Source organism: Kribbella sp. NBC_01245, assembly GCF_036226525.1.
Classification (GTDB): domain Bacteria; phylum Actinomycetota; class Actinomycetes; order Propionibacteriales; family Kribbellaceae; genus Kribbella.
In genome coordinates this window covers 4424360-4446190 of the sequence record NZ_CP108487.1, presented here as the reverse complement: position 1 = coordinate 4446190, position 21831 = coordinate 4424360, and the positions used below count along the sequence as shown (strand labels likewise).

The 21831-nt window shown below is 66.8% G+C and carries 20 protein-coding genes; 13 read left to right on the top strand and 7 right to left on the bottom strand.

Annotated elements, in window-relative coordinates; translation table 11 throughout:
* Positions 1-20 precede the first annotated feature (20 nt).
* The 8 genes from OG394_RS19780 (at position 21) to OG394_RS19745 (ending at position 8891) form a co-directional block, all read left to right on the top strand.
* Positions 21-2747 (top strand): TIGR03773 family transporter-associated surface protein, encoded by a 2727-nt coding sequence (locus OG394_RS19780; protein ID WP_328988462.1) that lies wholly within the window; start codon positions 21-23, stop codon positions 2745-2747.
* On the top strand, positions 2744-4306 hold the full coding sequence (locus OG394_RS19775; protein WP_328988461.1) for an anchored repeat ABC transporter, substrate-binding protein: 1563 nt from the start codon (positions 2744-2746) through the stop codon (positions 4304-4306). The genes OG394_RS19780 and OG394_RS19775 overlap by 4 nt, the downstream gene beginning before the upstream one ends.
* Positions 4303-5109, top strand: a complete 807-nt coding sequence (locus OG394_RS19770; RefSeq protein WP_328988460.1) for a choice-of-anchor M domain-containing protein — start codon at positions 4303-4305, stop codon at positions 5107-5109. The genes OG394_RS19775 and OG394_RS19770 overlap by 4 nt, the downstream gene beginning before the upstream one ends.
* Positions 5106-5852: an anchored repeat-type ABC transporter ATP-binding subunit gene (locus OG394_RS19765; RefSeq protein WP_328988459.1), complete on the top strand. Its 747-nt coding sequence runs from the start codon at positions 5106-5108 to the stop codon at positions 5850-5852. The genes OG394_RS19770 and OG394_RS19765 overlap by 4 nt, the downstream gene beginning before the upstream one ends.
* Positions 5849-6718 carry an anchored repeat-type ABC transporter permease subunit gene (locus tag OG394_RS19760; RefSeq protein ID WP_328988458.1) on the top strand — a complete coding sequence of 290 codons (870 nt, stop codon included), beginning with the start codon at positions 5849-5851 and terminating at the stop codon, positions 6716-6718. The genes OG394_RS19765 and OG394_RS19760 overlap by 4 nt, the downstream gene beginning before the upstream one ends.
* 16 nt (positions 6719-6734) lie before the next feature.
* The gene (locus OG394_RS19755; protein ID WP_328988457.1) at positions 6735-7373 is read left to right on the top strand and encodes a choice-of-anchor M domain-containing protein; all 639 of its coding nucleotides are present in this window, start codon (positions 6735-6737) and stop codon (positions 7371-7373) included.
* Complete coding sequence (locus OG394_RS19750) at positions 7370-8008, top strand: choice-of-anchor M domain-containing protein (protein ID WP_328988456.1); 639 nt, start codon at positions 7370-7372, stop codon at positions 8006-8008. The genes OG394_RS19755 and OG394_RS19750 overlap by 4 nt, the downstream gene beginning before the upstream one ends.
* Positions 8009-8192: 184 nt before the next feature.
* Positions 8193-8891, top strand: a complete 699-nt coding sequence (locus OG394_RS19745) for an alpha/beta fold hydrolase (protein WP_328988455.1) — start codon at positions 8193-8195, stop codon at positions 8889-8891.
* A 148-nt stretch (positions 8892-9039) separates the two neighbouring features.
* On the opposite strand, the gene OG394_RS19740 is transcribed toward OG394_RS19745, so the two are convergent.
* Together OG394_RS19740 and folE are read right to left on the bottom strand one after the other, a co-directional pair.
* A complete protein-coding gene (locus tag OG394_RS19740) occupies positions 9040-9177 on the bottom strand; it encodes a hypothetical protein (protein WP_328988454.1) in 138 nt (45 codons plus the stop codon).
* Positions 9178-9393: 216 nt separating this feature from the next.
* Positions 9394-10002 carry a GTP cyclohydrolase I FolE gene (gene folE, locus OG394_RS19735; protein WP_328988453.1) on the bottom strand — a complete coding sequence of 203 codons (609 nt, stop codon included), beginning with the start codon at positions 10000-10002 and terminating at the stop codon, positions 9394-9396.
* Positions 10003-10129: 127 nt separating this feature from the next.
* On the opposite strand from folE, the gene OG394_RS19730 reads away from it, so the two are divergent.
* Positions 10130-10861, top strand: a complete 732-nt coding sequence (locus OG394_RS19730; RefSeq protein WP_328988452.1) for a helix-turn-helix transcriptional regulator — start codon at positions 10130-10132, stop codon at positions 10859-10861.
* Between the two features lie 16 nt (positions 10862-10877).
* On the opposite strand, the gene OG394_RS19725 is transcribed toward OG394_RS19730, so the two are convergent.
* From OG394_RS19725 to OG394_RS19710, 4 genes are read right to left on the bottom strand one after another with little or no spacing between them, the layout of a single operon-like run.
* Positions 10878-13004, bottom strand: coding sequence for an alpha-galactosidase (locus OG394_RS19725; RefSeq protein ID WP_328988451.1), 2127 nt, complete (start codon positions 13002-13004; stop codon positions 10878-10880).
* Positions 13001-13813, bottom strand: coding sequence for a carbohydrate ABC transporter permease (locus OG394_RS19720; protein ID WP_328988450.1), 813 nt, complete (start codon positions 13811-13813; stop codon positions 13001-13003). Before OG394_RS19720 ends, OG394_RS19725 begins: the two co-directional genes overlap by 4 nt.
* Positions 13810-14631: a carbohydrate ABC transporter permease gene (locus OG394_RS19715; RefSeq protein ID WP_328988449.1), complete on the bottom strand. Its 822-nt coding sequence runs from the start codon at positions 14629-14631 to the stop codon at positions 13810-13812. The genes OG394_RS19720 and OG394_RS19715 overlap by 4 nt, the downstream gene beginning before the upstream one ends.
* 49 nt (positions 14632-14680) lie before the next feature.
* Complete coding sequence (locus OG394_RS19710) at positions 14681-15973, bottom strand: ABC transporter substrate-binding protein (RefSeq protein ID WP_328988448.1); 1293 nt, start codon at positions 15971-15973, stop codon at positions 14681-14683.
* Positions 15974-16085: 112 nt separating this feature from the next.
* On the opposite strand from OG394_RS19710, the gene OG394_RS19705 reads away from it, so the two are divergent.
* Entirely contained in the window at positions 16086-17288 is a 1203-nt protein-coding gene (locus OG394_RS19705) for an ROK family protein (RefSeq protein WP_328988447.1), read from the top strand.
* Between the two features lie 102 nt (positions 17289-17390).
* Positions 17391-20255, top strand: a complete 2865-nt coding sequence (locus tag OG394_RS19700; RefSeq protein WP_328988446.1) for a discoidin domain-containing protein — start codon at positions 17391-17393, stop codon at positions 20253-20255.
* 26 nt (positions 20256-20281) lie between these two features.
* Here OG394_RS19700 and OG394_RS19695 read toward each other — a convergent pair whose 3' ends face one another.
* On the bottom strand, positions 20282-20935 hold the full coding sequence (locus OG394_RS19695; protein ID WP_328988445.1) for a helix-turn-helix transcriptional regulator: 654 nt from the start codon (positions 20933-20935) through the stop codon (positions 20282-20284).
* Positions 20936-20967: 32 nt separating this feature from the next.
* Here OG394_RS19695 and OG394_RS19690 point away from each other — a divergent pair, with 32 nt between their 5' ends.
* Together OG394_RS19690 and OG394_RS19685 are read left to right on the top strand one after the other, a co-directional pair.
* Positions 20968-21189: an alpha/beta fold hydrolase gene (locus tag OG394_RS19690; protein WP_328988444.1), complete on the top strand. Its 222-nt coding sequence runs from the start codon at positions 20968-20970 to the stop codon at positions 21187-21189.
* Positions 21177-21809, top strand: coding sequence for a hypothetical protein (locus tag OG394_RS19685; RefSeq protein WP_328988443.1), 633 nt, complete (start codon positions 21177-21179; stop codon positions 21807-21809). Before OG394_RS19690 ends, OG394_RS19685 begins: the two co-directional genes overlap by 13 nt.
* The last annotated feature ends 22 nt before the right edge of the window (positions 21810-21831 follow it).

The window sequence follows — 21831 nt, the reverse complement described above, 5'->3', positions numbered from 1 at the left end:
CTCTATTGCTGGGGGACCCGGTGACCGCCGCGCACCAACGACTTCGCTTTGCCCTGCCCGTTTTGCTTGCCACGTTGGCCGTACTGTCCCTGCCTGCGTTGGCCGCGCCGACCGCGACCGCCTCGCCCGCGACTGGTTCGGTTGGGGTGGGGGGATCGCTTGCAGGGAAGGAGGTGTTGCGGGCGGTTCATGTGGATGCGTTGCATGCGACGTATGACGGGGCGGCGTTGGGGTTGTCGACGCGGATCGGGAGTGGTGGGGATACGCGGGAGGCGGATCCGGCGGGGTTGATCTTTAACCTGGAGGATCGAGGGTCGGCGCGGGTGGAATTGCCTGATTTGCCGGCGTTCTCGTTTCTTGGCAAGCCGGGGGATCCCGTTTGGATCGCGCCGGAGTCGCAGGATCCCGAGCTGATTTGGCCTGGGTGGGATACCGAGACGATTCCCGCCGGCGTACTGCGCGATGACTCGATCGAGTTGACCTTGCTGGCCAGCGAAGGGCCGGGCAATGTCGAGGTGTTCTACAACTACGATCACACCGGTTCGGTGCCGAGGTTGTTCAGCTCGGCCGACCCGTCGATCCGTACGTTGCACCAGCCGGTCGGGCGGCACGTGCACGCCAACTGGGCATTCACGCAGCTCGGCACGTATACCGTCACGTTCGAGGCCAAGGCGGTCACGGTCGCTGGGCAGGCGATCAGCTCGGGGCCGATCGATTACACGTTCGTGGTCGGACCGTACGAGCCGGTCGGTACGCCGACCGCGACGATGTTGGCGGCTTCGCCGAATCCCGCAAGCAGTACGGATCCCGTCGCGCTGACCGCCACGGTTTCGCCCGCGAATGCTGTTGGTTCGGTGGAATTCCTCGATGGCGGCAACCTGCTCGGCGGTGCGCCGGTGACCGACGGACTGGCGACGATTCGGGCCAGTGGTTTGGCCGCGGGCGTGCATCCGCTCACCGCGCGCTTCGTCCCCGCGGACCCTGCCGCGTTTGGCCCGTCGACCTCCGAGCCCGTCCAGCTCACCATCACCACCGCGCCCCCAACCACTCCGCCGACGACCCCGCCGACGACGCCTCCGACCAACCCGCCGACGACGCCTCCGACGAATCCGCCGGGTACGCCGAAGCCGCCTGCGTGTGTGAGTGCGGTGTTGGGGGTTGGGCATGTGGATGTGGCGGCGCGTTCGGTCGATGGGCGGCTGCGGTTTCAGGTGAAGGACGGGACGCAGGGGAGTCCGGTCTGGCGTGATCCTGGAACGGTCGCATTCCACGTCCGACCGTCGGGGGACGAGACGGTCCCGGCCGCGCCGGAATACCGCTTCCTCGGTGCGCCGGGCGCGACGATCTGGCAGATCCCGCAGACGCAGGCGGATGACCTGCTTTGGGCCGGATGGAACACCGAATCCGTCGACTACAACGCATTGGCCGGGCCGGTGCGATGGTCCCTGGACAAGGTCGAGGGGCCGGGCAAGGTGGCGGTCTACCAGTTCGACCAGTTCGGGCAGCCGTTGGTCTCGTTCGACAGTGGGAAGGCGCTGCCGCAGGCGATCTCGTTGGCCGAGCCGACGCATGCCCATGGCAACTGGGCGTTCACCCGGCAAGGCATCTACCGGCTGACGTTCACGTATTCCGCGACGACCAAGGCGGGCGTCCAGCTCAGCGACACCGCCACGCTGCCGGTCGCGGTAGGCGCGACGGACCTGGCCGCACTCTGTCCGGGAGGCCCACCGCCGAGTACGCCGCCAACAACGCCGCCGCCAACGACACCGCCGCCGAGTACGCCGCCGACGACCCCGCCAACCACGCCCTCGCCGACGACGCCTCCCACGACTCCGTCGCCGACGGTCCCGCCGACGGCTCCCACGCCGAGCACTGATCCGAAAGCTCCGGTAGCGCAGCCCACCAAGCTCCCGCCGTGTGTCACCACGTCGACCAGCACCCAGCCGACCGCCGCCACGACACCTGGAAGTACGGCGACCACGCCGACCACAACGACGTCGCCCACGACGACGCCGGGTGGGGTGGCGCTCGCGACCGGGCACGCCGATTACGCCGTACGGCTGGAGAACGGTTCGCTGGCCTCGCGCCTCAAAGACGGCACCAAGGCCGGTACGCCGATCTGGCGCGACCCCGCCGAGGTCACCGTGCGATTGACGAACGCGGCCGCGGCGAAGGCGCCGGGTGGTGCATTCGGATTCCTCGGCGCCGCCGGTAGCCCGATCTGGCAGATCCCGCAGACGCAGAAGGACGGCGTCGTCTGGCTCGGCTGGAACACCGAGGAGCTGACCGCGGCCCAGGTGCCGGCCGGTATCGACTGGCGGCTCGACCGGGTCGATGGTCCGGGGCGATTGGCCGTATTCGAGTTCGACTCGTTCGGGCAGCCGAAGGTGATCTTCAACAGTGGTGACGGATTGCCGGACACGTTCCGGATCGCGCCCGGTACGCATGCCCACGGCAACTGGGCGTTCACCAAGGCCGGCACCTACCGCGTCACGTTCACCCACAGCGCGACGCTTGCCTCAGGCAACAAGTCCAGCGATTCCGCCACCATCACGTTCATCGTCGGCGACACGTCCGGGGGCGGAGGCGGCTCTTCCCAAGGAGGGCCAAAGGCGGTACCCACCGTTAGTTGCTCACTCGCCGCAACCGGTGCCTCGATCGGAACAGGCTGGATCGCCCTAGGCGCCGTGCTCGTCCTCCTCGGCACGGTCGCCATCGTCGCCACGCGTCGCCGGAACGTCGCATGACGCGCGGTCTGCGGTTCGGCGCCGCCGCGCTCGCGCTCGCCGTACCGCTCGGGCTCGTCGGTTGTGAAGGCGGCGCGGCGGACGAGTCCGGCGACAAGCTGCGCGTGGTCGCGACCACCGAGATCCTGGCCGATCTCGCCCAGCGCGTCGGGGGTGACCGGGTGGCGGCGACGTCGCTGGTTCCGCCCGGCGGCGATCCGCATTCCTACGAACCAGCGCCGGCCGACGCCAAACGGGTCGCCAAGGCGGACGTCACGTTCACCAATCACCTGCTGCTCGAACCGCAGGCGCTGATCAAGACGATCGACGCGAACGCGCCCAAAGGCACGCCGAACGTCTCGCTGGCCGAGGCGGCCGAGTCGTACGGCGCCCACGTCATCCCGCTCGTCGAGGACATCGGCCTGGACGTGCTCTGGCTCGGCCTGCGCATTCGCGGTACTGGAAAGGCCCGCGGCGCGACGCGTACGTCGACGGTCCAGCTGTCGGCGACGGGACTCGACGGGCCCGGCAAACTCGTTGCCTACCTCACCGAATCGCTGGGACAACCCACCCGGTTCTTCGACTCGACCGACGGCCTGAGCTCCACGGACCGTACGACGTTGCCGCCCGCGGCCCATACCCACCTGAACTGGGTCTTCACCAAGCCCGGCGTCTACCACCTGACGCTAGAGGGCAAGCTCGACGTCGGTGGCGGCAAACCCCTGCAGCCGTTGGGCAAAGGGACGTTCACGTTTGCCGTCGGCGTCGAACCGCACACGGTCAAACCGGCCAATGGTGGTACGGCGACCGTGCTCGGCGAAGGCCATACGGATATGACCGTCGACCTCGATACCGGCCAGGTCTACGCCTTCTCGGATGCGAAGAAGGCCGGCGCGGCCCAACACGTCGTACCGGCTGAACGTGTCGTCATCGACGTACCGAACCGGGCGTTGGAGTCGGTCCCCGATGATCCGCGGTTCTCGTTCCTCGGCAAGCCCGGGGCGGCGATTCACCAGCTGCCGCAGGCCGTGCTCGGTCGGCATGTCCATGGCGAGATCGACCCGCATCTGTGGGAGGACGTCGCCAACGCGAAGGCGTACGCCCAGCTGATGCGGGACACCTTGATCAGCGTCGATCCCGACGGGAAACAGGTCTACCAGGACAACACCGCGGCCTATCTGCGCGAACTCGGCGAGCTGGACGACTACGTCCGCGCGAAGCTGGCCGGCATCCCGGCCGACCGGCGGCAGCTGATCACCACCCACGACGCGTTCGGCTATCTGGCGGACGCCTACGGCATGACCGTGGCCGGTTTCGTCGTACCCAATCCAGCCCAGGAGCCCAGTGTGGAACAGGTGCGCAAACTGTCCGAGACCATTCGCAATCTGAAGGTCCCGGCCGTGTTCATCGAGCCGAACCTGGCTCAGCGCGCGTCCGTACTGACCCAGGTCGCGACCGATCAGCGGGTCCAGGTGTGCACGATCTACGGCGACTCGTTCGACCAGCACGCCACCTCGTACGTCGCGATGATGCGGCACAACGCGGACGAGCTCGAGCGCTGCCTGGGAGCGGCCAAGTGAAGGCCATCGTCGCCGTCGCGCTGCTGCTCGGCGCCGCGCCAACCGCCGCTGTCGCGACTCCGCCGGTACCACCGACGGAACAGACGGTGATCGCGACCGGACACGTCGATCTGGGACCGCGTTTCGTCGATGGCAAATGGACCATTCAACTGCGAGACGACACCACGGACCCAGTCACCTGGCGACCACTGGAGAACGTCGTTCTGCAAGCGACCGGGAAATCGCAGCTGACGGTTCCGGCCGATCCGGCGTACGCCTTTCTGGGTAAGGCCGGACAGAAACTCTGGGTCATTCCGCAAGTGCAGCAGGCGGACGTCGTTTGGCCCGGCTGGAATACGCAGGACACGGAGGTCGCGACCCGGGTGGATCGCGAAGTGACGTGGTCCCTGGAGGGTATCGAAGGACCGGGGGCGTTCACCTTGTTCCTCAATTCGGATTTCGGCAAGCCGGCGCCGGTATTCGACAGCCGTAAGACGTTGCCGCAAGCAACTGGCGTCGATGTGAACACGCACGTACACGGCAATTGGACGTTCGATGCCGAAGGCACCTATCTGCTCGACATCGCGATGACGGCCAAGCTCACCGATGGCAGCACGGTCACAGATCGTCGCCCACTTCGCCTGTACGCCGGCGATGGCGACGCCCGCACTGCCTTCTCTGTCCAACCGAAAGAACAACCCGAAGCCCAGCAAGAGCCCCCTAAAGAAGCGAACAACCCATGGCCTTGGGTCGGCGGCGGGGCACTCCTGCTGGCCGTGGCTGGAGCAGCCTTCGTGGTACGTCGCAGAAAGGCCAAGGCATGACGGTGCTGAGCATCGAAGGCGTCGGCGTCGAGCTTGGCGGACGCCTGGTCCTGCACGACGTGGACCTGCGCGTCGCGGAGTCGGAACAGGTCGGCCTGATCGGCCCGAACGGCGCCGGCAAAACCACCCTGCTGCGGGCAATGCTCGGCCTGGTGCCGATCCGCGACGGCGCGATCACGATCACCGGGAAGACTCCCGCCCAGGCACGCGGCAGCATCGGTTATGTGCCACAGCGGCACGAGTTCGCCTGGGACTATCCCGTCGACGTACGCACGGCGGCGATGACCGGCAGAACCCACCGAATCGGCTGGTTCCGCAGGCCCGGCGAGGCCGATCGCGACGCCGTCGACCAAGCCTTGCAACGGGTCGACCTAATGGCGCTTAGTCGCAGACCCATCAGCGAACTGTCCGGTGGCCAACGGCAACGAGTACTGGTCGCAAGAGCGCTCGCCCTGCAACCGCGCCTGCTACTGCTCGACGAGCCGTTCACCGGTCTCGACGTACCGACGCAGGAGATTCTCACCAGCCTGTTCCACGAACTGACCCGCGAAGGTACGGCGATCCTGATGACCACGCACGACCTGCCTGCTGCGGCCGAGACCTGTGGCCGGTTGTGCCTGCTGAACGAGACGGTCGTCGCGGATGGCACCCCGGAAGAGCTGCGCGATCCCGCGATCTGGCTGCGGGCGTTCGGCGTGGCCCGGTCCGAGCAGCTCCTGCACAGCCTGGGCGTGACCCGATGATCGAGTTCCTGCTCGAACCCTGGCAGCACGTGTTCATGCAGCGGGCGTTCTTGGTGGTGCTGATGTCCGGCGTCGTCTGCGGAGTGATCGGCAGCCACGTCGCGCTGCGCGGTATGGCCTTCATCGGTGACGCCGTGGCCCACGCGGTCTTTCCCGGTATCGCGATCGCCTTCGTCCTGCACACCAGTCTGGTGGTCGGCGGCATCGTCGCGGGCCTCATCACCGCCTTGTCGGTCGCGGTGGTGTCGCAGAACCGGCGGCTGAAGGAGGACACCGTGATCGGCGTCTTCTTCGCGGCCGCCTTCGGGCTGGGCATCGTCGTGATGAGCACGGCACCGGGGTACGGCGGTTCGCTCGAGTCGTTCCTGTTCGGCTCGGTACTCGGTATCAGCAGCCAGGACGTGATCACCGTCGCTGTCGCCGGGGCGCTACTGCTGTTGATCACCGGTGCGTTGCACAAGGAGCTCGTCACGGTCGGCCTCGATCGCGAGACGGCCCGGTCGGTCGGGCTGCCGATCTTCTGGCTGGACATGGCGCTGTACGCGATGGTGACGATCGCCATCGTCATCTCGATCCAGGCCGTCGGCAACATCCTCGTGCTGGCACTGCTGATCACGCCGGCCGCGTGCGCCCGGCTGCTGACCGACCGGATCGGCGTGATGATGCTGATCGCTCCGGCCATCGGCGCGGCGTCGGGCCTGGTCGGGCTCTATCTCTCCTACGCGTTCAACCTCGCGGCCGGTGGGCTGATCGTGCTCACCGCCACCACCGTCTTCGTTGCCTGCTGGGTGTTCGCACCCCGGCACGGCCTGGTTCCCAATCGCCGTCGCCGTAGCGCGACGACCGCAGTTTCCGTCCACCCCTGAAAGGAAAACCATGCGCATGTCCCATCGCCTGGCGCTGCCTACCGTGGCAGTCCTCGCGCTCGCCGGGCTCACCCAGCAGGCCTTTGCCGCCACCCAGGTCGTACTCGACCAGGGCCACGTCGACGTCATCGGTATCGCCTTCGAGGACGGCGCGTTCAACGTGCACGTGCACGATGAGGGCACCGACACCGAGTACGCGCCGTCCGAGGTGCAGCTGGTCGCGAAGTCCGGCTCGAAGACCAGCGTGCCGGAAGACCCGGCGTACCGCTTCCTGGGTTCGTCCGGCGCGCCCGTCTGGGTGCTGCCGCAGGTCGAGGACCCCGCGCTGCTCTGGCCGGGGATCGCGTCCGAGGAGATCCTGCCCGGCGTCTTCGCCGGGGAGTCGCTGAAGGTCGACATCGTCGGCGTCACCGGTCCGGCCGGCGTCAGCCTCTTCACCACCGACGCCTTCGGTGCGCCGACCGTACTGGCCGATAGCGGCGACGGACTGCCGGACCGGATCAGCACCACGGCCGGCGGCCACTTGCACGCCAACTGGGCGTTCGAGGCGGCAGGCACGTACAAGATCAAGGTGCGCGTGAGTGGCACACTCGCCGCCACCGGCGAGAAGGTCACGTCTGCCATCGCCACCTACTGCTTCAAGGTCGCCGCGTGAAGGCCCGGGCGCTCGTCGGCGTCGCAGCCGCGACCGCGATGACCCTGCTGTCCGTCGCTCCGGCCCACGCCGCGACGACGATCTCGCAGGGCCACGTCGACGCCGTTGACGTGGACTGGACCGGGTCCGCCCTGACCCTCGATCTGCGCGACGGCACCGTCACGCCGGCGGTCGACCGCAACCCGGCCGACGTCGTACTGAACGCCGTTTCCGCCAGCAAGACCACCGTCCCGTCGAGCTCTGCGTACGCCTTCCTCGGTACGCCGGGTTCAGCCGTCTGGATCCTGCCGCAGACCCAGGTGAGCAACATCGTCTGGCCGGGTATCAACACCGAAGGCGTGCCGACTGGCGCGCTCCAGGGCAACGCCGTGAACGTACGGCTCGTCTCGGTCACCGGTCCTGCCGACGTGAGCGTCTACACGAGTAGCTCGCTGGGCAGCCCGACCGTGTGGTTCGACAGTGGCAACGGACTGCCGGACAACCGGTCGTTCGCCATCAACACCCACGCCCACGCCAACTGGGCCTTCGAAGCGGCGGGCACCTACACCGTCGTCTTCGAGGCCACCGCTACGACCGCCGCCGGCGCGCCCGTCACCACCGGCCAAAAGACCTACACCTTCACCGTCCAGCCGTAGTCCGTGCTATCCCCCGGGTAGGCGCCTGCCCGGGGGACCTCGTCCCCCTTTTATGCGTTCATTCGTCGCAATCCGCCCTCCTCTGTCCGCTGACCTGCACCTGTCCGCGGTCGCTGAGAGGGCGGATTGCGACGAATGAACGCATAAAAGTGGAGTGTCGGTGGGGTTGGGTAGCGTCCGGGGCATGGATGTCATTTTGATTCCCGGTTTCTGGTTGAACGCGTCTTCTTGGGATGGCGTTCTGCCCGCACTTGAGGCCGCGGGGCATCGGGTGCGTGCGCTGACGTTGCCCGGTCTTGCTTCGGTGGACGACGATCGCGCGGGGATCGGTCTTGCCGATCACGTCGCCGCGGTGGTGGCGGTCATCGACCAGCTCGGCCCGGACAAGGTGGTGCTGGTCGGTCACAGCGGCGGCGGTGCGGTCGCGCATGCCGCGGTCGACGCGCGTCCGGGCCGAGTCGCGCGGGTGGTGTACGTCGACTCGGGTCCGCTCGGTGACGGCGACTCGATCAACACCGAGTTGCCGGTCGTGGATGGCGAGATCCCGCTGCCCGACTGGTCGGTGTTCGGTGACGAGGACCTGACCGATCTCGATGACGAACTGCGGGAGCGATTCCGGGCCATCGCGATCCCGGTGCCGGCCGGTGTTGCGAACGACGCCCAGGTGCTCAAAGACCCGCGGCGGTACGACGTACCGGTCACGGTGATCTCGTGCGAGTTCCCGACCTCGATGCTGCGCGAGTTCATGGCCCAGGACCATCCGTATACGGCGGAGCTCGCCAAGATCCGCGACGCGAAGTTCGTCGACCTGCCGACCGGGCACTGGCCCCAGTTCACCAAACCCGCCCCGCTCGGCGACTCGCTCGTCGCCGCCATCGGTTAAGCCAGGTCCAGCACTGGACGGCCCACCCCCGCGGCATCCCTTTCCCTCCCGCCGCGAGGCTCACATCTGGTCGCTCGGCGGCTCACGTCTTGCCCCGGCAACGTGGTCAGACGCGACCATTCGCGGCAGGAGGAAGGGGAAGGTGCGGTTACGGCAGGCGGTTGGCGGCGGTGACGTTGTGTAGGTGGATCAGGATGTCGTACGCCGGGGCGAGTGCGAGCGAGGCGTCGGGGAACGGGTAGGCGCTGCCGATCATGCGCGCGGGGCGTTCGACGCTGAACGCCACGTGCGGGTGGCGCGGTTTCCGGCTCCGCGCGCACACGCGATGACGTACGTACCCGGCCCTTTGGCGGGGCTACCTCCACCATGTGCGGCCATGCCTCGCGTCTAGCATGCGGTCTTTTTCGTTCATTCGTCGCAATCTGCCCTCCTGCGCCGACTACTAGAACAGGTCGGTGGAGCTGAGAGGGCAGATTGCGACGAATGAACGAAAAAGAAGGGGTCAGCGGTGGAGGGTGGTGAGGGCTAGGAACTCTTGGCGGGAGGTGGGGTTGTCGCGGAGTAGGCCGTGGAGGGAGGAGGTGACGGTGTTGGCGCCGACGGCTCGGACACCTCGGAGGGACATGCAGAGGTGTTCGGCCTCGATGACAACACCTACGCCTTTCGGGTCCAGCCGGTCCTGGAGCCAGTCGGCGACCTGCTTGGTCAACCGCTCCTGGACCTGGAGATCGCGGGCGAAGAGCTCGACGACGCGCGCCAGTTTCGACAGGCCCAGGATGCGTTTGCCTGGCAGATAGCCGACATGCGCGACACCGCGGAACGGCAACAGGTGGTGCTCGCACAGCGACTGGACCGGGATGCTCCGGGCCAGCACCAACTCGTCGTACCCCTCGTCGTTGGGGAAAGTGGTGAGGTCGAATTCCGGCGGGGTGAGCAGCTCGGCGTACGACTTGGCGACCCGGCGCGGGGTGTCGCTGAGGTGCTCGCTGTCCGGGTCCTTGCCGAGCGCGATCAGCAGGTCGCTGACCGCCCGTTCGGCCGCGTCGAGGTCGATCCGGCCGCGGCCGGGGACGACTCGGAGGGGGTACGGCGTGATGCGGTCGAGCGTCATCTGTGCGGCCTCCTGCTGAGCATCAGCGATAGCTACGTTCTAAAAAGCTGCGTTCTAAAAGCGATAGATATTGACTTTAGAAGCAGCAGGGATTTTAGTCAACGAGAGTTGGCTTTAGAATCAAGGGATGGATGACCCCCTGGCCGACTCGGCGTCCGACCCCCTGGATGACTCAGCGGCCGACTCCGTGGCCGACCCGCTGGCCGGCTCTAGGGACAGCCGGATCCTGGCGGTGGCCGCGTTGGAAGAGCCGACGCGCCGCGCGTTGTACGACTACGTCGTGCGGCAGGCCGCCCTGGTCACGCGGGACGAGGCGGCCGCAGCCCTGGGGTTGCCGCGCACCACGGCCGCGTTCCACCTCGACCGGCTCGCCGAGCAAGGCCTGCTCGAGGTCGTGTACGAGCGTCGTACCGGCCGCTCCGGCCCTGGCGCCGGCCGACCGTCGAAGCTCTACCGCCGATCGACCCAGCAGGTGGAGGTGTCCCTTCCGGAGCACCGCTACGAACTCGCCGGGCGGCTACTCGCGGCAGCCATCGAAGACGCCGACGCATCAGGCGAATCGCCACGAGCCGCCCTGGAGCGACGCGCCACCCAACTCGGTCGCGATCTCGCCGCCGGAGCCCCCGAGGCCGACGTGGTGGAGATCCTCGAGGATCACGGATTCGAGCCGCGCCGGGAAGGGAAGGCGATCGTGCTCGGCAACTGCCCGTTCCACTCCCTGGCGCAGCACCACACCAAGCTCGTCTGCGAGATGAACCTCTGCCTGCTCGGCGGCGTTCTCAGCGGTTCGGGCGATACCCGCTTCAAGGCTCGTCTCCACCCGGAGCCAGGCCAATGCTGCGTCCGCCTCGAGCCGTAGCGCCGACTAGCGCCGACTAACGCACCAGTCGCAGGTGGATCAACGTGCTGGCGTAGTCGCCCGTAAGGACCGGCGCGATGCCATGGTTCATCAGAACGTCGCCGCTGACCACCTCGCCACCATCCAGCCGATACCGGCCGCCCGCCTGCAGACCGCGGAGCCGAATAGGCCGGACAAGACTGTCGTACTGCTGCGCCTCCCGATAAACGAAGACGACCGCCTCATCAGCGTCAGACGTCACGTACTGCACAGCCGACGCCGACCGCGACGGCTCGCCCAATCGGTGCACCCGCCCGAGCTGGACGACATGCCGAATCCGCTTATAGACCTCGATCAACTCAGCCGCCTCGGCGGTCTCGGCCGCAGACCACGCGGTCAGATCACCGCCAATCCCCAGTACGCCCGCCATCGCAACGTGAAACCGGTAGGCCAACGGCACCCGCCGCTTATTGATGAACGTCGGCAGATCCGTAACCCAGCAAGCCATAGTCCGCGCCGGATAGAGCTGGCTATACCCGTGCTGGATATACCGCCGATCCACCGCGTCTGTGTTATCCGACACCCAGAACTGATCCGTACGCGCCATCATCCCCAGGTCCACCCGGCCCCCACCACCAGAGCACGCCTCGAACGCAACACCCGGGTGCTTCGTCCGCAACGCGTCGAGCACGGCGTACACCCCAGTGACGTGGTCGAACCACAGCCGCTGCTGGCGATCCGGTTCGCCCGGCCAGCCCGCGTCGGCGAACGGGCGGTTCATATCCCACTTCACGAACTGGATGTCGTTCGCGGACAACAACGCGTCCAGCTCTCCCAGCACCCAGTGCGCCACGTCCAGCCGGGCCAGGTTGAGCACCAGCTGGTTCCGCATCGCGGCGGGTTGGCGGCCTTCGAACTGGTACGTCCACTCGGGATGCGCGCGGTAGAGATCGGAGTCGGGATTCACCATCTCCGGCTCGATCCAAAGACCGAACCCCATCCCCAGGGCGTGCACCTCAGAGATCAACGGCCCCAGCCCCTGAGGAAAGCGGTCCGTGTTGACCCGCCAATCGCCGAGCCCGGCCCGATCGCTCGCGCGGTCGCCGAACCAGCCGTCGTCCAGTACGAACAGCTCGCACCCGAGGTCAGCCGCCTGCCGAGCCAGCGCCCGTTGCCCAGCCTCGTCCACCGAGAAGCCCGTCGCCTCCCACGAGTTGAACAACACGGGCCGCACTTCGTGCGAAGAAGGCAACACGTGCCGCAGCGCGTAGTCGTGCCACGCGTGGCTGGCGCCGCCGTGACCGCGAGCGCTGAACAGCCCGGAGCTCACCGGAGTCTGCAAGCGATCCCCAGGCTCCAGCCGTCGCGGACCGAAGTCCTCCTGCCCCCAGCCGAGTAATACCTGGGCAGGCTCGTCTAGCTCCCGCTGGGCCAGCAGCCGCCACGAGCCACTCCAGTGCAGCGTGGCGCTATAGACGTCGCCGTACGTCTCGGTGGCCGTCCCGTCGTCCATGGCGAACCAGGGATTCGCGTGGTGACTAGTAATGCCGCGACGGCTCTCGAGCACTAACCGGCTATCGGTGAGCTCAACCCGGCGCAGTTGCGTCTCGGCCGCCCATCGACCGGTCAGGTGGGACATCCGGTGCACGGCCCACTCCGGCATCACCCACGCCGCCGAGTCAAAGCGGTGTACGTCGACCGCCTCCGAGGCCGAGTCGTTGCAAAGGCTGACCCATCGATCGATGACGTCGCTGTCGTCGTACACCCGGTAGTGCAGCGTCACGCTCACGTCGTGATGGCTGACGTCGAACCAGAGCCGGAGCTCCTGGTCGTGCGCGTTCTCGTCGATCTCGTGGCCGGACAACGTCCACTCGGTACTACGGATCGCGCCCGGGAACTCCAGCGACAACGCAGAACGGCCGAACTGCAAGCGCCCGTCCAACGGGTATTCCTCGTGCCCGTTGGCCGGTGAACGGAAGCACGGCCACTCGACGGCGAATTGCTCGGCCGTCTTGAAAGCGAGATACCGCGCGTCGCCGGCCCCGATCCGCGGACCCCAATAGACGTGGATCGGAATCCCGTCGCCATCAGGGACAAACGCGGCGTACGACGTACCAGGTGTATCGAGTAAGAAGACCCCACTAGCAGGGTCGAAGCTGATCATTTGACCGACCCGGCGGTAAGACCTGCGACGAATTGCTTTTGCAGGGCCACGAAGAAGAGCAGCACGGGCAGCGAGGCGAGGAACGAGAAGGCGTAGAGCGTGCCGAAATTCGTCGAGTATTCGCCGACCGAGCGATAGACGCCGACCGTGACCGTGGTGCCGGATTCGGGCCCGAGAATGACCAGTGGGTTGAGGAAATCGTTCCAGACCCAAACGCCGAGGAAGATCATCACGCTCGCCGAGGCAGGCCGAAGCATCGGGAAAACGACCAGCCAGAAGACCTTCAGCCGGGAAGCGCCATCGATAGCGGCAGCCTCTTCGATATCGACCGGGACCGTGCCGATGAACCCGGCGAAAACGAACACCCCGAACGGCAGGTAATACGCGACATTGCTGAGCACGACCCCGCCCATCGTGTTCATCAGGCCGGCGAGATCGAGCACCTGCGTCACCGGCTGCAGAATCACCGCGGGCGGAATCATCAACCCGGCAAGGAGAACGAGCAGCGCAGGCCTGGTCCATGAAGCCCGGGATCGAACCAGGTAATGCGCGAGCATGGCCGACAACAACGTCAACAGCACAACCGAGAACACCGTGATCTGGACGCTGTTCAGCAACGACGACCAGAAGAGCCCGTCCTCCCGGCCAAGCACAGCGCGCAGATTCTCGAGCGTCGGAGCCGTCGGCAAACCGAGCGGCGACGCCTGGATTTGCGAAGCCGGCTTGAGCATTCCGGTGATCACGATGTAGATCGGAAAGAAGAACAACGCGGCCCCGACCACCGCGCCAACAGGGCGCAGCAACCTCATAGCTGCACCTCGCGCCGCTGCAACAAACGCAGTACGACGCCGCTGAGCAGCACGATGATCGCCAGCATGACCGTGGCCTCCGCGGCAGCCGACCCGATCCGGTCCCCACGCACGCCCTTCTCGATCACGTCGAACGCGATCGACGCCGTCGAGTTCCGCCCGGGCCCGCCGTTCGTGAGCACCAGGATGTGCTCGTAAACCTTGAAGCCGCTGATCAACAGCATCACCGTATTGATCGTCACCGAGGCCGCGATCATCGGCCACGTCACCGAGCTGAAGCGCCGCCACCACCCGGCGCCATCCACGATCGCCGCCTCATACAGCTCCCGCGGTACGGCGTTGAGCCCGGCCAGGTAGACCACCACGCAGAACCCGAGCATCTGCCAGCACAAAATCCCCGCGATCGAGAACAACGCCATTCGAGGATCCGCCAGCCACCGCGGCGCCGAGGACACCCCGAGATCAGCCAGTACGGCGTTGAGCACGCCATCGGGCCGCAGCAGGCTCTGCCAGATGACGCTGACGACGATGCCGCTGAGGATCACCGGTGTGAAGAAGACCGAGCGCAACAGCCGGTAAAGCCTGGTCTCCCGATCGAGCAGCAGTGCGATGGCCAACCCAACGACGTTCGGGACGATCACGACAACGGCCGTCACCACGAAGGTGTTCTTCAGGACCAACCAGAACTGGTCGTTCCCAGCTAGCCGCTCGAATTGGCCGAACCCCACCCACTCCGTCGAAGGCGCGAACCGGGTCTTGTCGGTGAACCCGAGCGCCACCGTCCACACGATCGGGACCAGCACCAGCAGCCCGTACAACGCGAGACCGGGCAGCGCGAAGCCGGAAAACTCCCGAGCTCTTCGTGTACTACTTGAGATCGGCGTACTCCTTGTCCAGCTTGGCAGCGACCGCCGCCGCGTCCGACGTACCGTTGAGGAGTTCGACCGCGAGCTGCTCGATCGGCTTGGTCATCGCGGCGGGCAGGCCGTTGTCGCCCTGCTCGATCGAGAAGGCGGGTGTGACCGTGTCGTCCTTCACCGCCTGCTCGTACAACGCGAGCGTCGCCTTGAACAGCGGGCCCATATCGGCCGGCGGCTGATACCCGGCGACCGTGTTGAACGTGCCGTCCGCCTTGGTGAACGCGTCCGCCGTCGCCTTGTCCTTGGTCCACTCCAGCGCGAACCGCTTCGCCAGGCCGACGTCCTCCGCCTTCGCGCTGACGCTCAAACCGCCACCGGTCAACGTCGGTACGACGGCCTGGCCATCGTCGGTGGGCCAGGCGAACACGCCCACGTCGAACTTGGGTTTGTCGTTGTCGGCCGACGTCGCGAACCACGAGCCCATCGGGTACATCGCGGCGGACCCGGCGCGGAAGGCCTTCTCGTGATCGGCGTACGACCGGCTCGTGCCCTGCTTGTCGAGGTAGCCGAGTTGCGCCAGCTGGGCGATCTTCCCAGTGGCCTTGACGAAGGCGGCATCGGTGAAGGTCTTGCCGCCGTCGGTGATGGCCTGGTTGAACTTCGGGTCCGCGCGGTAGACGTCCGTGCCGAGCACGCCCACCCACGGGTACATGCTCGCGAAGGTGTCCTGACCGCCACCGCCGACCGCGATCGGCGTGACCCCGGCCGACTTCAGCTTGGCGCACGCTGCGAGGAATTCGGCCCAAGTCTTCGGCGGCTGAGTCACGCCTGCCTTCGCGAAGGCGCCTTTGTTGTAGTAGAGCAGCGATTGCGGCTGCGCGTTCGTCGGCAGCTGGTACACCTTGCCGTTGATCGCGCCCGACGTCGGCGACGCGAAGTCCTTGAGCTCGTCAGCGGTGAACTCGGCCAGCTGCCCGCCCTCGGCGAAGCCCTGCGGGTTCACGGCGAGCATGACGTCGGGGAGCTGGCCGGAGGACGCGAGCTGCTTGGCGTACGTCGTGCGGTCGACGTTCGGCGTGACCAGCTTCTTGATCGTCAAACCGGGGAACTTGGCGGACACCCGGGCGATCGTCGAATCCCAGAGCGTGGCGGGCAGATTCGGCGTCTCGAACGTGAGCATGGTCAGCTCGACGCCACCCGACGACGCTGTGCTGGATGCCTTCCCGCCACTCGTACAGCCGGCGAGCGCTACCGTCATAACTGTCGCGGCGGCGACCGCTCCGGTCCAACGTGGTGCCATCAGGGGTCCTCCGGTCCTGGTGGTCTGCGCCGGGAGGGGCGTCGCCCGGTTAGAATATGCAGGCCAGTTAGCATTATCACCAAGGATCGCGAGCATAAGGACGATGCCAGGGATGAGTCAAGGACGAGATGCCGGCGGCCGGTTGGGTGACTCGTCGCTGTTGCGGCGGTTGAACCTGTCAGCGGCTCTCGGCGCGTTCATCTCTTCGCCCGCGCTGACCCTGCGCGAGCTGCGGGCGGTGGTCGGCGTTTCGCGCCCGACCGCGGAGGACCTGCTGGCAGAGCTGCTCAACGTGGGCCGGGTCGAGGAGACGGCGCCACCTCGGCGTCCGGCGACCCGCGGTGCCGGGCGACCCGCGCGACACTTCCGGTTCCGGGCCGAGTCGGGTTACGTCAGCGGCATCGACATCGGCGCGCACAAGACGATGGCCGTCGTCACGGATCTGCGTGGCAACACCCTCGCGACTCATCGGCAAGAGCTCGATCCCGAGCTGGACGCGCCTGCCCGGCTCCGCGAGGCCGTCGCGACGACGCGCGCCTGCTGGGCGCAGGCCGAGATCCCGCCGGAGGCCATCAGTGGAATCGCCTGCGGGGTGACGGGAACGCTGCGCGCACCGGAAGGCGTTCACGATGTGGCAGCCGGGCCGGTCGGATCGGGCCTCGCGCCGTACTCGCTGCCGGGTTTCACCACGACAGACGTGCCTGGGGTGTTGTCGGAAGCCCTTGGCCGGCCGGTGGCCGTGGCGAATGACGTGAAGCTGGCGGCGCTCGCCGAGCATTGGAAGGGCGCGGCCCAGGAGCACAAGGACATCGTCTACATGTTCGCCGGTCATCGCGCCGGCGCGGGCGTGCTGCTCGGTGGTCAGGTGCATCAGGGTCGCCATGGCGCTGCCGGTGAGATAGGCGCTTGGCCGATGCTCGGGTGGGAGGCCGCGGTCGCGAAGTTGCACGCTCGCGGCGCTGCCCTTGCCGCCTCGGACGAGCCGGCTGGTCGTGAGGGTGAATTGGTGATCGCCTCCGCGGCGCGCCAGGATCCCGAGAGTCTCGAGGTGCTGATCGAGTTCGCCGAGGTGCTCGCGCGGGGTGCGGCGGTGCTGGCGCTGGCGGTGGACCCGGAGATCGTCGTGCTCGGTGGCGGCATGTCCCGCGGTGGCGCGATCATCGCCGAGCCGTTCCGCCGGGAGTTGGCCCGGTTGGCGCTGTTCCCGCTCGAGGTGGTGACGTCGACGATGGGCGCGGACTCGGTCGCCCTCGGTGCCGCGAAGTTCGCGCTGGACACCGTCGTCGCGGATCTCCTGGCCGTCGCCGGGTCCTGACCTCTTGACCGTTCGCGGGACGGCTTGGTAGACATCGGATCTCCTCGAATAGGAATCCTTGTTGCCAATATTCGCCGCCCCCGATCCGAGAGAACGGTGGTCATGAGATTCCGCCTGCGCCCGCTCATGTTGGTCCTCGCGTTACTCGCCGGACTGCTCGGAGCGCCCGTTGCCAATGCCGAGGTCGACCATCCCCGTCAGCAGTGGATGCGCGATTCGACGGCCGGCCTGTTCCTGCACTGGGGCATGTTCACCGCGCCCAGGCACACCGATTGCGCCGGCTGGGCGCGCGACGTCACCGCCGGCGGCTGGAGCGCCGACTACTGGGTGACGGAGGCCCAGAAGTTGCGCGCGTCGTACATCGTGCTCGCGACCTTCCACAGCCGCCTGGGGTACGCACGGCCCTGGCCTTCCGACATCCCGGGTAGTTGCGCGACCGAGCGCGACTTCCTTGGCGAACTCGTTGCCGCGGGCAAGAAAGCGGGCGTTCGGATCCTGCTTTACATGACCGATGATCCGCAATGGCACAACGAGGTTCCCGGCGTGCAGACGCTCGATTCGGCGGCCTATTCCGCGTACAAGGGTCAGTCGGTCGATCTGACCACTCGCGATGGTTTCGGGATGTACAGCTACGACCTGTTCCACGAGGTGATGGACGACTATCCGGATCTGTCGGGGTTCTGGATCGACAACGACAACGCCTATTGGGAGCGGAATCAGCTGTACGAACAGATCCGGGTGAAGCGGCCGTCCTGGTTGTTGAGCAATAACAATGAGGACACCCCGATCATGGACACGGTCAGCAATGAGCAGAAGACCGGTATCACTCCCGCGTACGACTATCCGCAGGCGACGTTCACGCCGATGCCGCGGTTGACCGAGGCGTGCTACAAACTGCCGACCAGCGGAGCCTGGTGGTACGACGGTAAGGACAACGCGGTCGACTTCGGCCTCAGTGTCGGGCGGTACATCGCCAACGCCGGCTCGTCGATCAAATCGCTGATGGCCGAAACCGCCATGGTGAACGGGAAATTCCCGCCGAGTCAGGAGAAGTTCAACGACTTCATGGACGGGTGGCTGCCGTCGATCTGGCCGTCGCTCAATGGCGTCGAGGGCGGCGGATATCTGTACGGCGGAATGCAGCCGGGCTCTTGGAATGACGGTGCGCACGGGGTGATCACCGTCGACGACGAGGCTCGGACGCAATACGTGCACGTGTTGACGCGACCGAAAGTCCAGGACCACATTCGCCTTCGGGATAACGGATATCTCGTCACCTCGGTGGCCGATCAGCGCACGGGAAAGCGGCTACGGTTCGCCCAGTCCGGTGGGTACTTGACCATTCTCGGGGTGTCGGAATGGGATACCTATGACACGGTCTTCCAGGTCCGGACGGCTGGTCAGCGGTATTACCACTCGGGTCTCAAGGCGTCCGCGTCGTCGGGTGCTTCCTTGGCCGGGAATGTTGTCGATGGCAACTACACCACCTACTGGGATAGCGCGGGGCAGCAGCCGGTGTCCGTGACAGTCGACCTTGGTGCGCGACGGAAGGCCGCGTTCCTGGCGATCAACCAGACCGAGTGGTCGCCGACGCATGCGCGGGAGTCGTTCGGGCGGCCGGAGGACTCGGCGCGGATCAAGGACTATCGCGTGTACGTCAGCAATGACGGGCGCAGTTGGGGTTCGCCGGTTCGGGCGTCTGCGCTGCCGAGTGCGCGGGGCACGCAGTTCATCGATCTGGGGGACCAATTCGCCCGCTTTGTGAGGCTCGAGGTGCTGGACACGTGGGGTGGGCCGCAGGCGCCGCGGTTCTACCGGCAGTTGCGGATCGACGAGCTCAAGGTCGGGTACGACTATCCGCGTTCGGGTGGTGGTGTCGTACCGCTTGAGGCCGAGTCGCCCACGAACGAGCGTGACGGGCGGGTTCGGGTGGAGCCGTGCCGGGGTTGTTCAGGTGGTGCGCAGGTCGTCGGGTTTGGCGGTGGCTCGCGGAATTCGCTCACCTATCGGGATGTGGCGGTCGCGAGCGATGGCGAGTACCGGTTGCAGATCGACCACACTTCGGGATCTTCGGTGAAGGTGCGGGTGAACGGTGCCGCGCCGAGGACGGTAAGCCTAGGTGCGGAGAGTACGGCTTTGGCGGTGCCGCTTCGGGCAGGGCGGAATAGCGTCGCCATCTATAGCGACGAGGCGCGCGGGCCCGGGATCGACCGGATCTCGATTGGCGGCCTGCCACCGGCGTCTTACGTTCCGAGGACGACGATGACGGTCAATCCGGCGGGCGTGCTGTGGGTTGGACCCGGGCAGCAGACGTTCGACGTGTCCGCGCAGTTGCGGCTCGACGAGGACGCGGTCGAGGACGTGCGGATGGCGGCGAGTGTGCCGGCGGGTTGGACTTTGACGGGGCCGGAGGTGACGGCGCCGGGGCTGCGGTTAGGCCGGACGATCAAGGGCGCGTGGACCGTGACGACGCCTGCGGGAGGTCAGACGGGTCCGGTCGACGTACCCGTGGAGGTGTCGTTCAAGGTCTACGGGCGGGCGCAGACGGTTCGGAAGGTTGTGCCGGTGCGGGTTCGTCCGGCGGACCGGGTGTTCATGCGGGAGGCGGAGAGCTCGCAGAACTTCTTGAGTGGTGCGGGTATCACCAACTGCTCGAAGTGCTCGGGTGGTCAGAAGGTCCGCAACCTGGGTGGTAGTCCGTCGGACTTCGTACGGTTCGACTCGGTGACCGTGGACGCTGCTGGGGAGTACACGGTGTTCCTGGATTACACCGTGAACGGCAACCGGGCGTTCTTCGTCAGCGTGAACGACGCGGCACCGGTCGAGGTGAAGGTCAGTGGGCTGGGCAACGACACCCCTGCCACCACGTCGATCCGGGCCAACCTCAAAGCCGGGCAGAACACGATCAAGGTCCACAACGACACGGAGTCCGCGCCGGACCTCGACCGTCTGTCGATAGGCCACTGAGCACACCCCCTCCTGAACCGGGGCGGTCAGGAGGGGGTGGCGTGGTCGTACCGGCTGGCCAGTTTGGTCAGGTGGGCCACGAGTTCGGGCGGGCCGTCGACGTGGAAATCCGTGTCGAGCAGGCCGAGGTGGACGGCGAGACTTTGCAGCGAGTCGGAGCCGGTCGTGAACAGGCAGCTGGTGTCGTCGATCGGCTCGACCGTGCCCGCGGCCGGTGAGATCATCGCGGCGATTCGTTCGGCCGGGGCATGCACGATCACCTTCGCCTGGTAGCGCCAGGCCGCCGTGGACGCTCCTCGCGATACGTACGCCGCCACGTCGCCGCCTTCGGGCAGCTCGCGCGGGGTGAAGCGCGGGCCGGTCGGGATGCGGGGCGCCAGGCGTTCGACCCGGAACGTCCGCCAGTCCTGCCGATCCAGGTCGTACGCCAGCAGGTACCACCGGCGGCCCCAGTTGACGAGGCGGTACGGCTCGACCCGGCGCACGCTGGATTCGCCGTTGTGCGAGCGATGGTCGAACCGGAGTTGCTCGCGATCCCGGCACAGCCAGGCCAGTTGCGTGAGCAGGCTCGGGTCGACGCTCGTCGTGGTGGTGTCGGCCGGAACCTGGACCGTGTACGTCGCCATCGCGTTCACCCGGCGGCGCAATCGCGACGGCAGGACCTGTTCGAGTTTGGCCAACGCACGATGGTCAGACGATTCACTTCCTGCACGTGCGGTCGTCGGACCCGGACGCGATTCCGTTGATCCTCACGCACGGCTGGCCGAACACCGTGGTCGAGTTCCTCGAGCTGATCGAGCCGTTGACCTCGCCCGGCGCCGGCGAGCAGGCCTTCCATCTGGTGATTCCGTCGTTGCCCGGTTTCGGCTTCTCCGGGCCGACCCGTGAGAAGGGCTGGAACCGGTATCGCACGGCCGCCGCGTGGGCGAGCTGATGCGGCGTCTCGGCTATGACAAATACGGTGCCCACGGCAACGATGCCGGCGCGTTCGTCGCGCCCGAGCTGGGGCGGATCGACCCGGACCGCGTCATCGGGGTGCACGTCACGCAGCTGTTCTCGTTCCCCTCGGGCGATCCGGCCGAGCTGGCGGACCTGACGCCGGAGGAGGGTGGGTATCTCGCGTTCCTGCAGAGCTTCCAGGACAACTCGTCGGGATATGCGAAGTTGCAGGAGACCGCCCCGCAGAACCTTGCCCACGCGTTGGCCGATTCGCCGTCCGGGCAGTTGGCCCGGATCGCGCAACTACTCGGTGGCACCAGTGACGAGCACGTGCTGACCAACGCGACGATCTACTGGCTGACGAACACGGGCGCGTCGTCCGCGCGGTTCTACTACGAGGATCGGCACGCGGAGCACCCGGCGGAGCCGACGGTCGCGCCGACCGGGCTGGCGAGTTTCGCGTATGACTTCCGGCCGTTGCGGCGGTTCGCGGACCGGGATCACGCGAACATCGTTTCGTGGCAGGAGTTCGACCGCGGCAGCCACTGGGCGACCCAGGACGCACCGGAGCTGCTGATCAGTGACCTGCGCCAGTTCTTCGGCAAACTCAACTAAATGCCGCGAGTGGTCACATCTG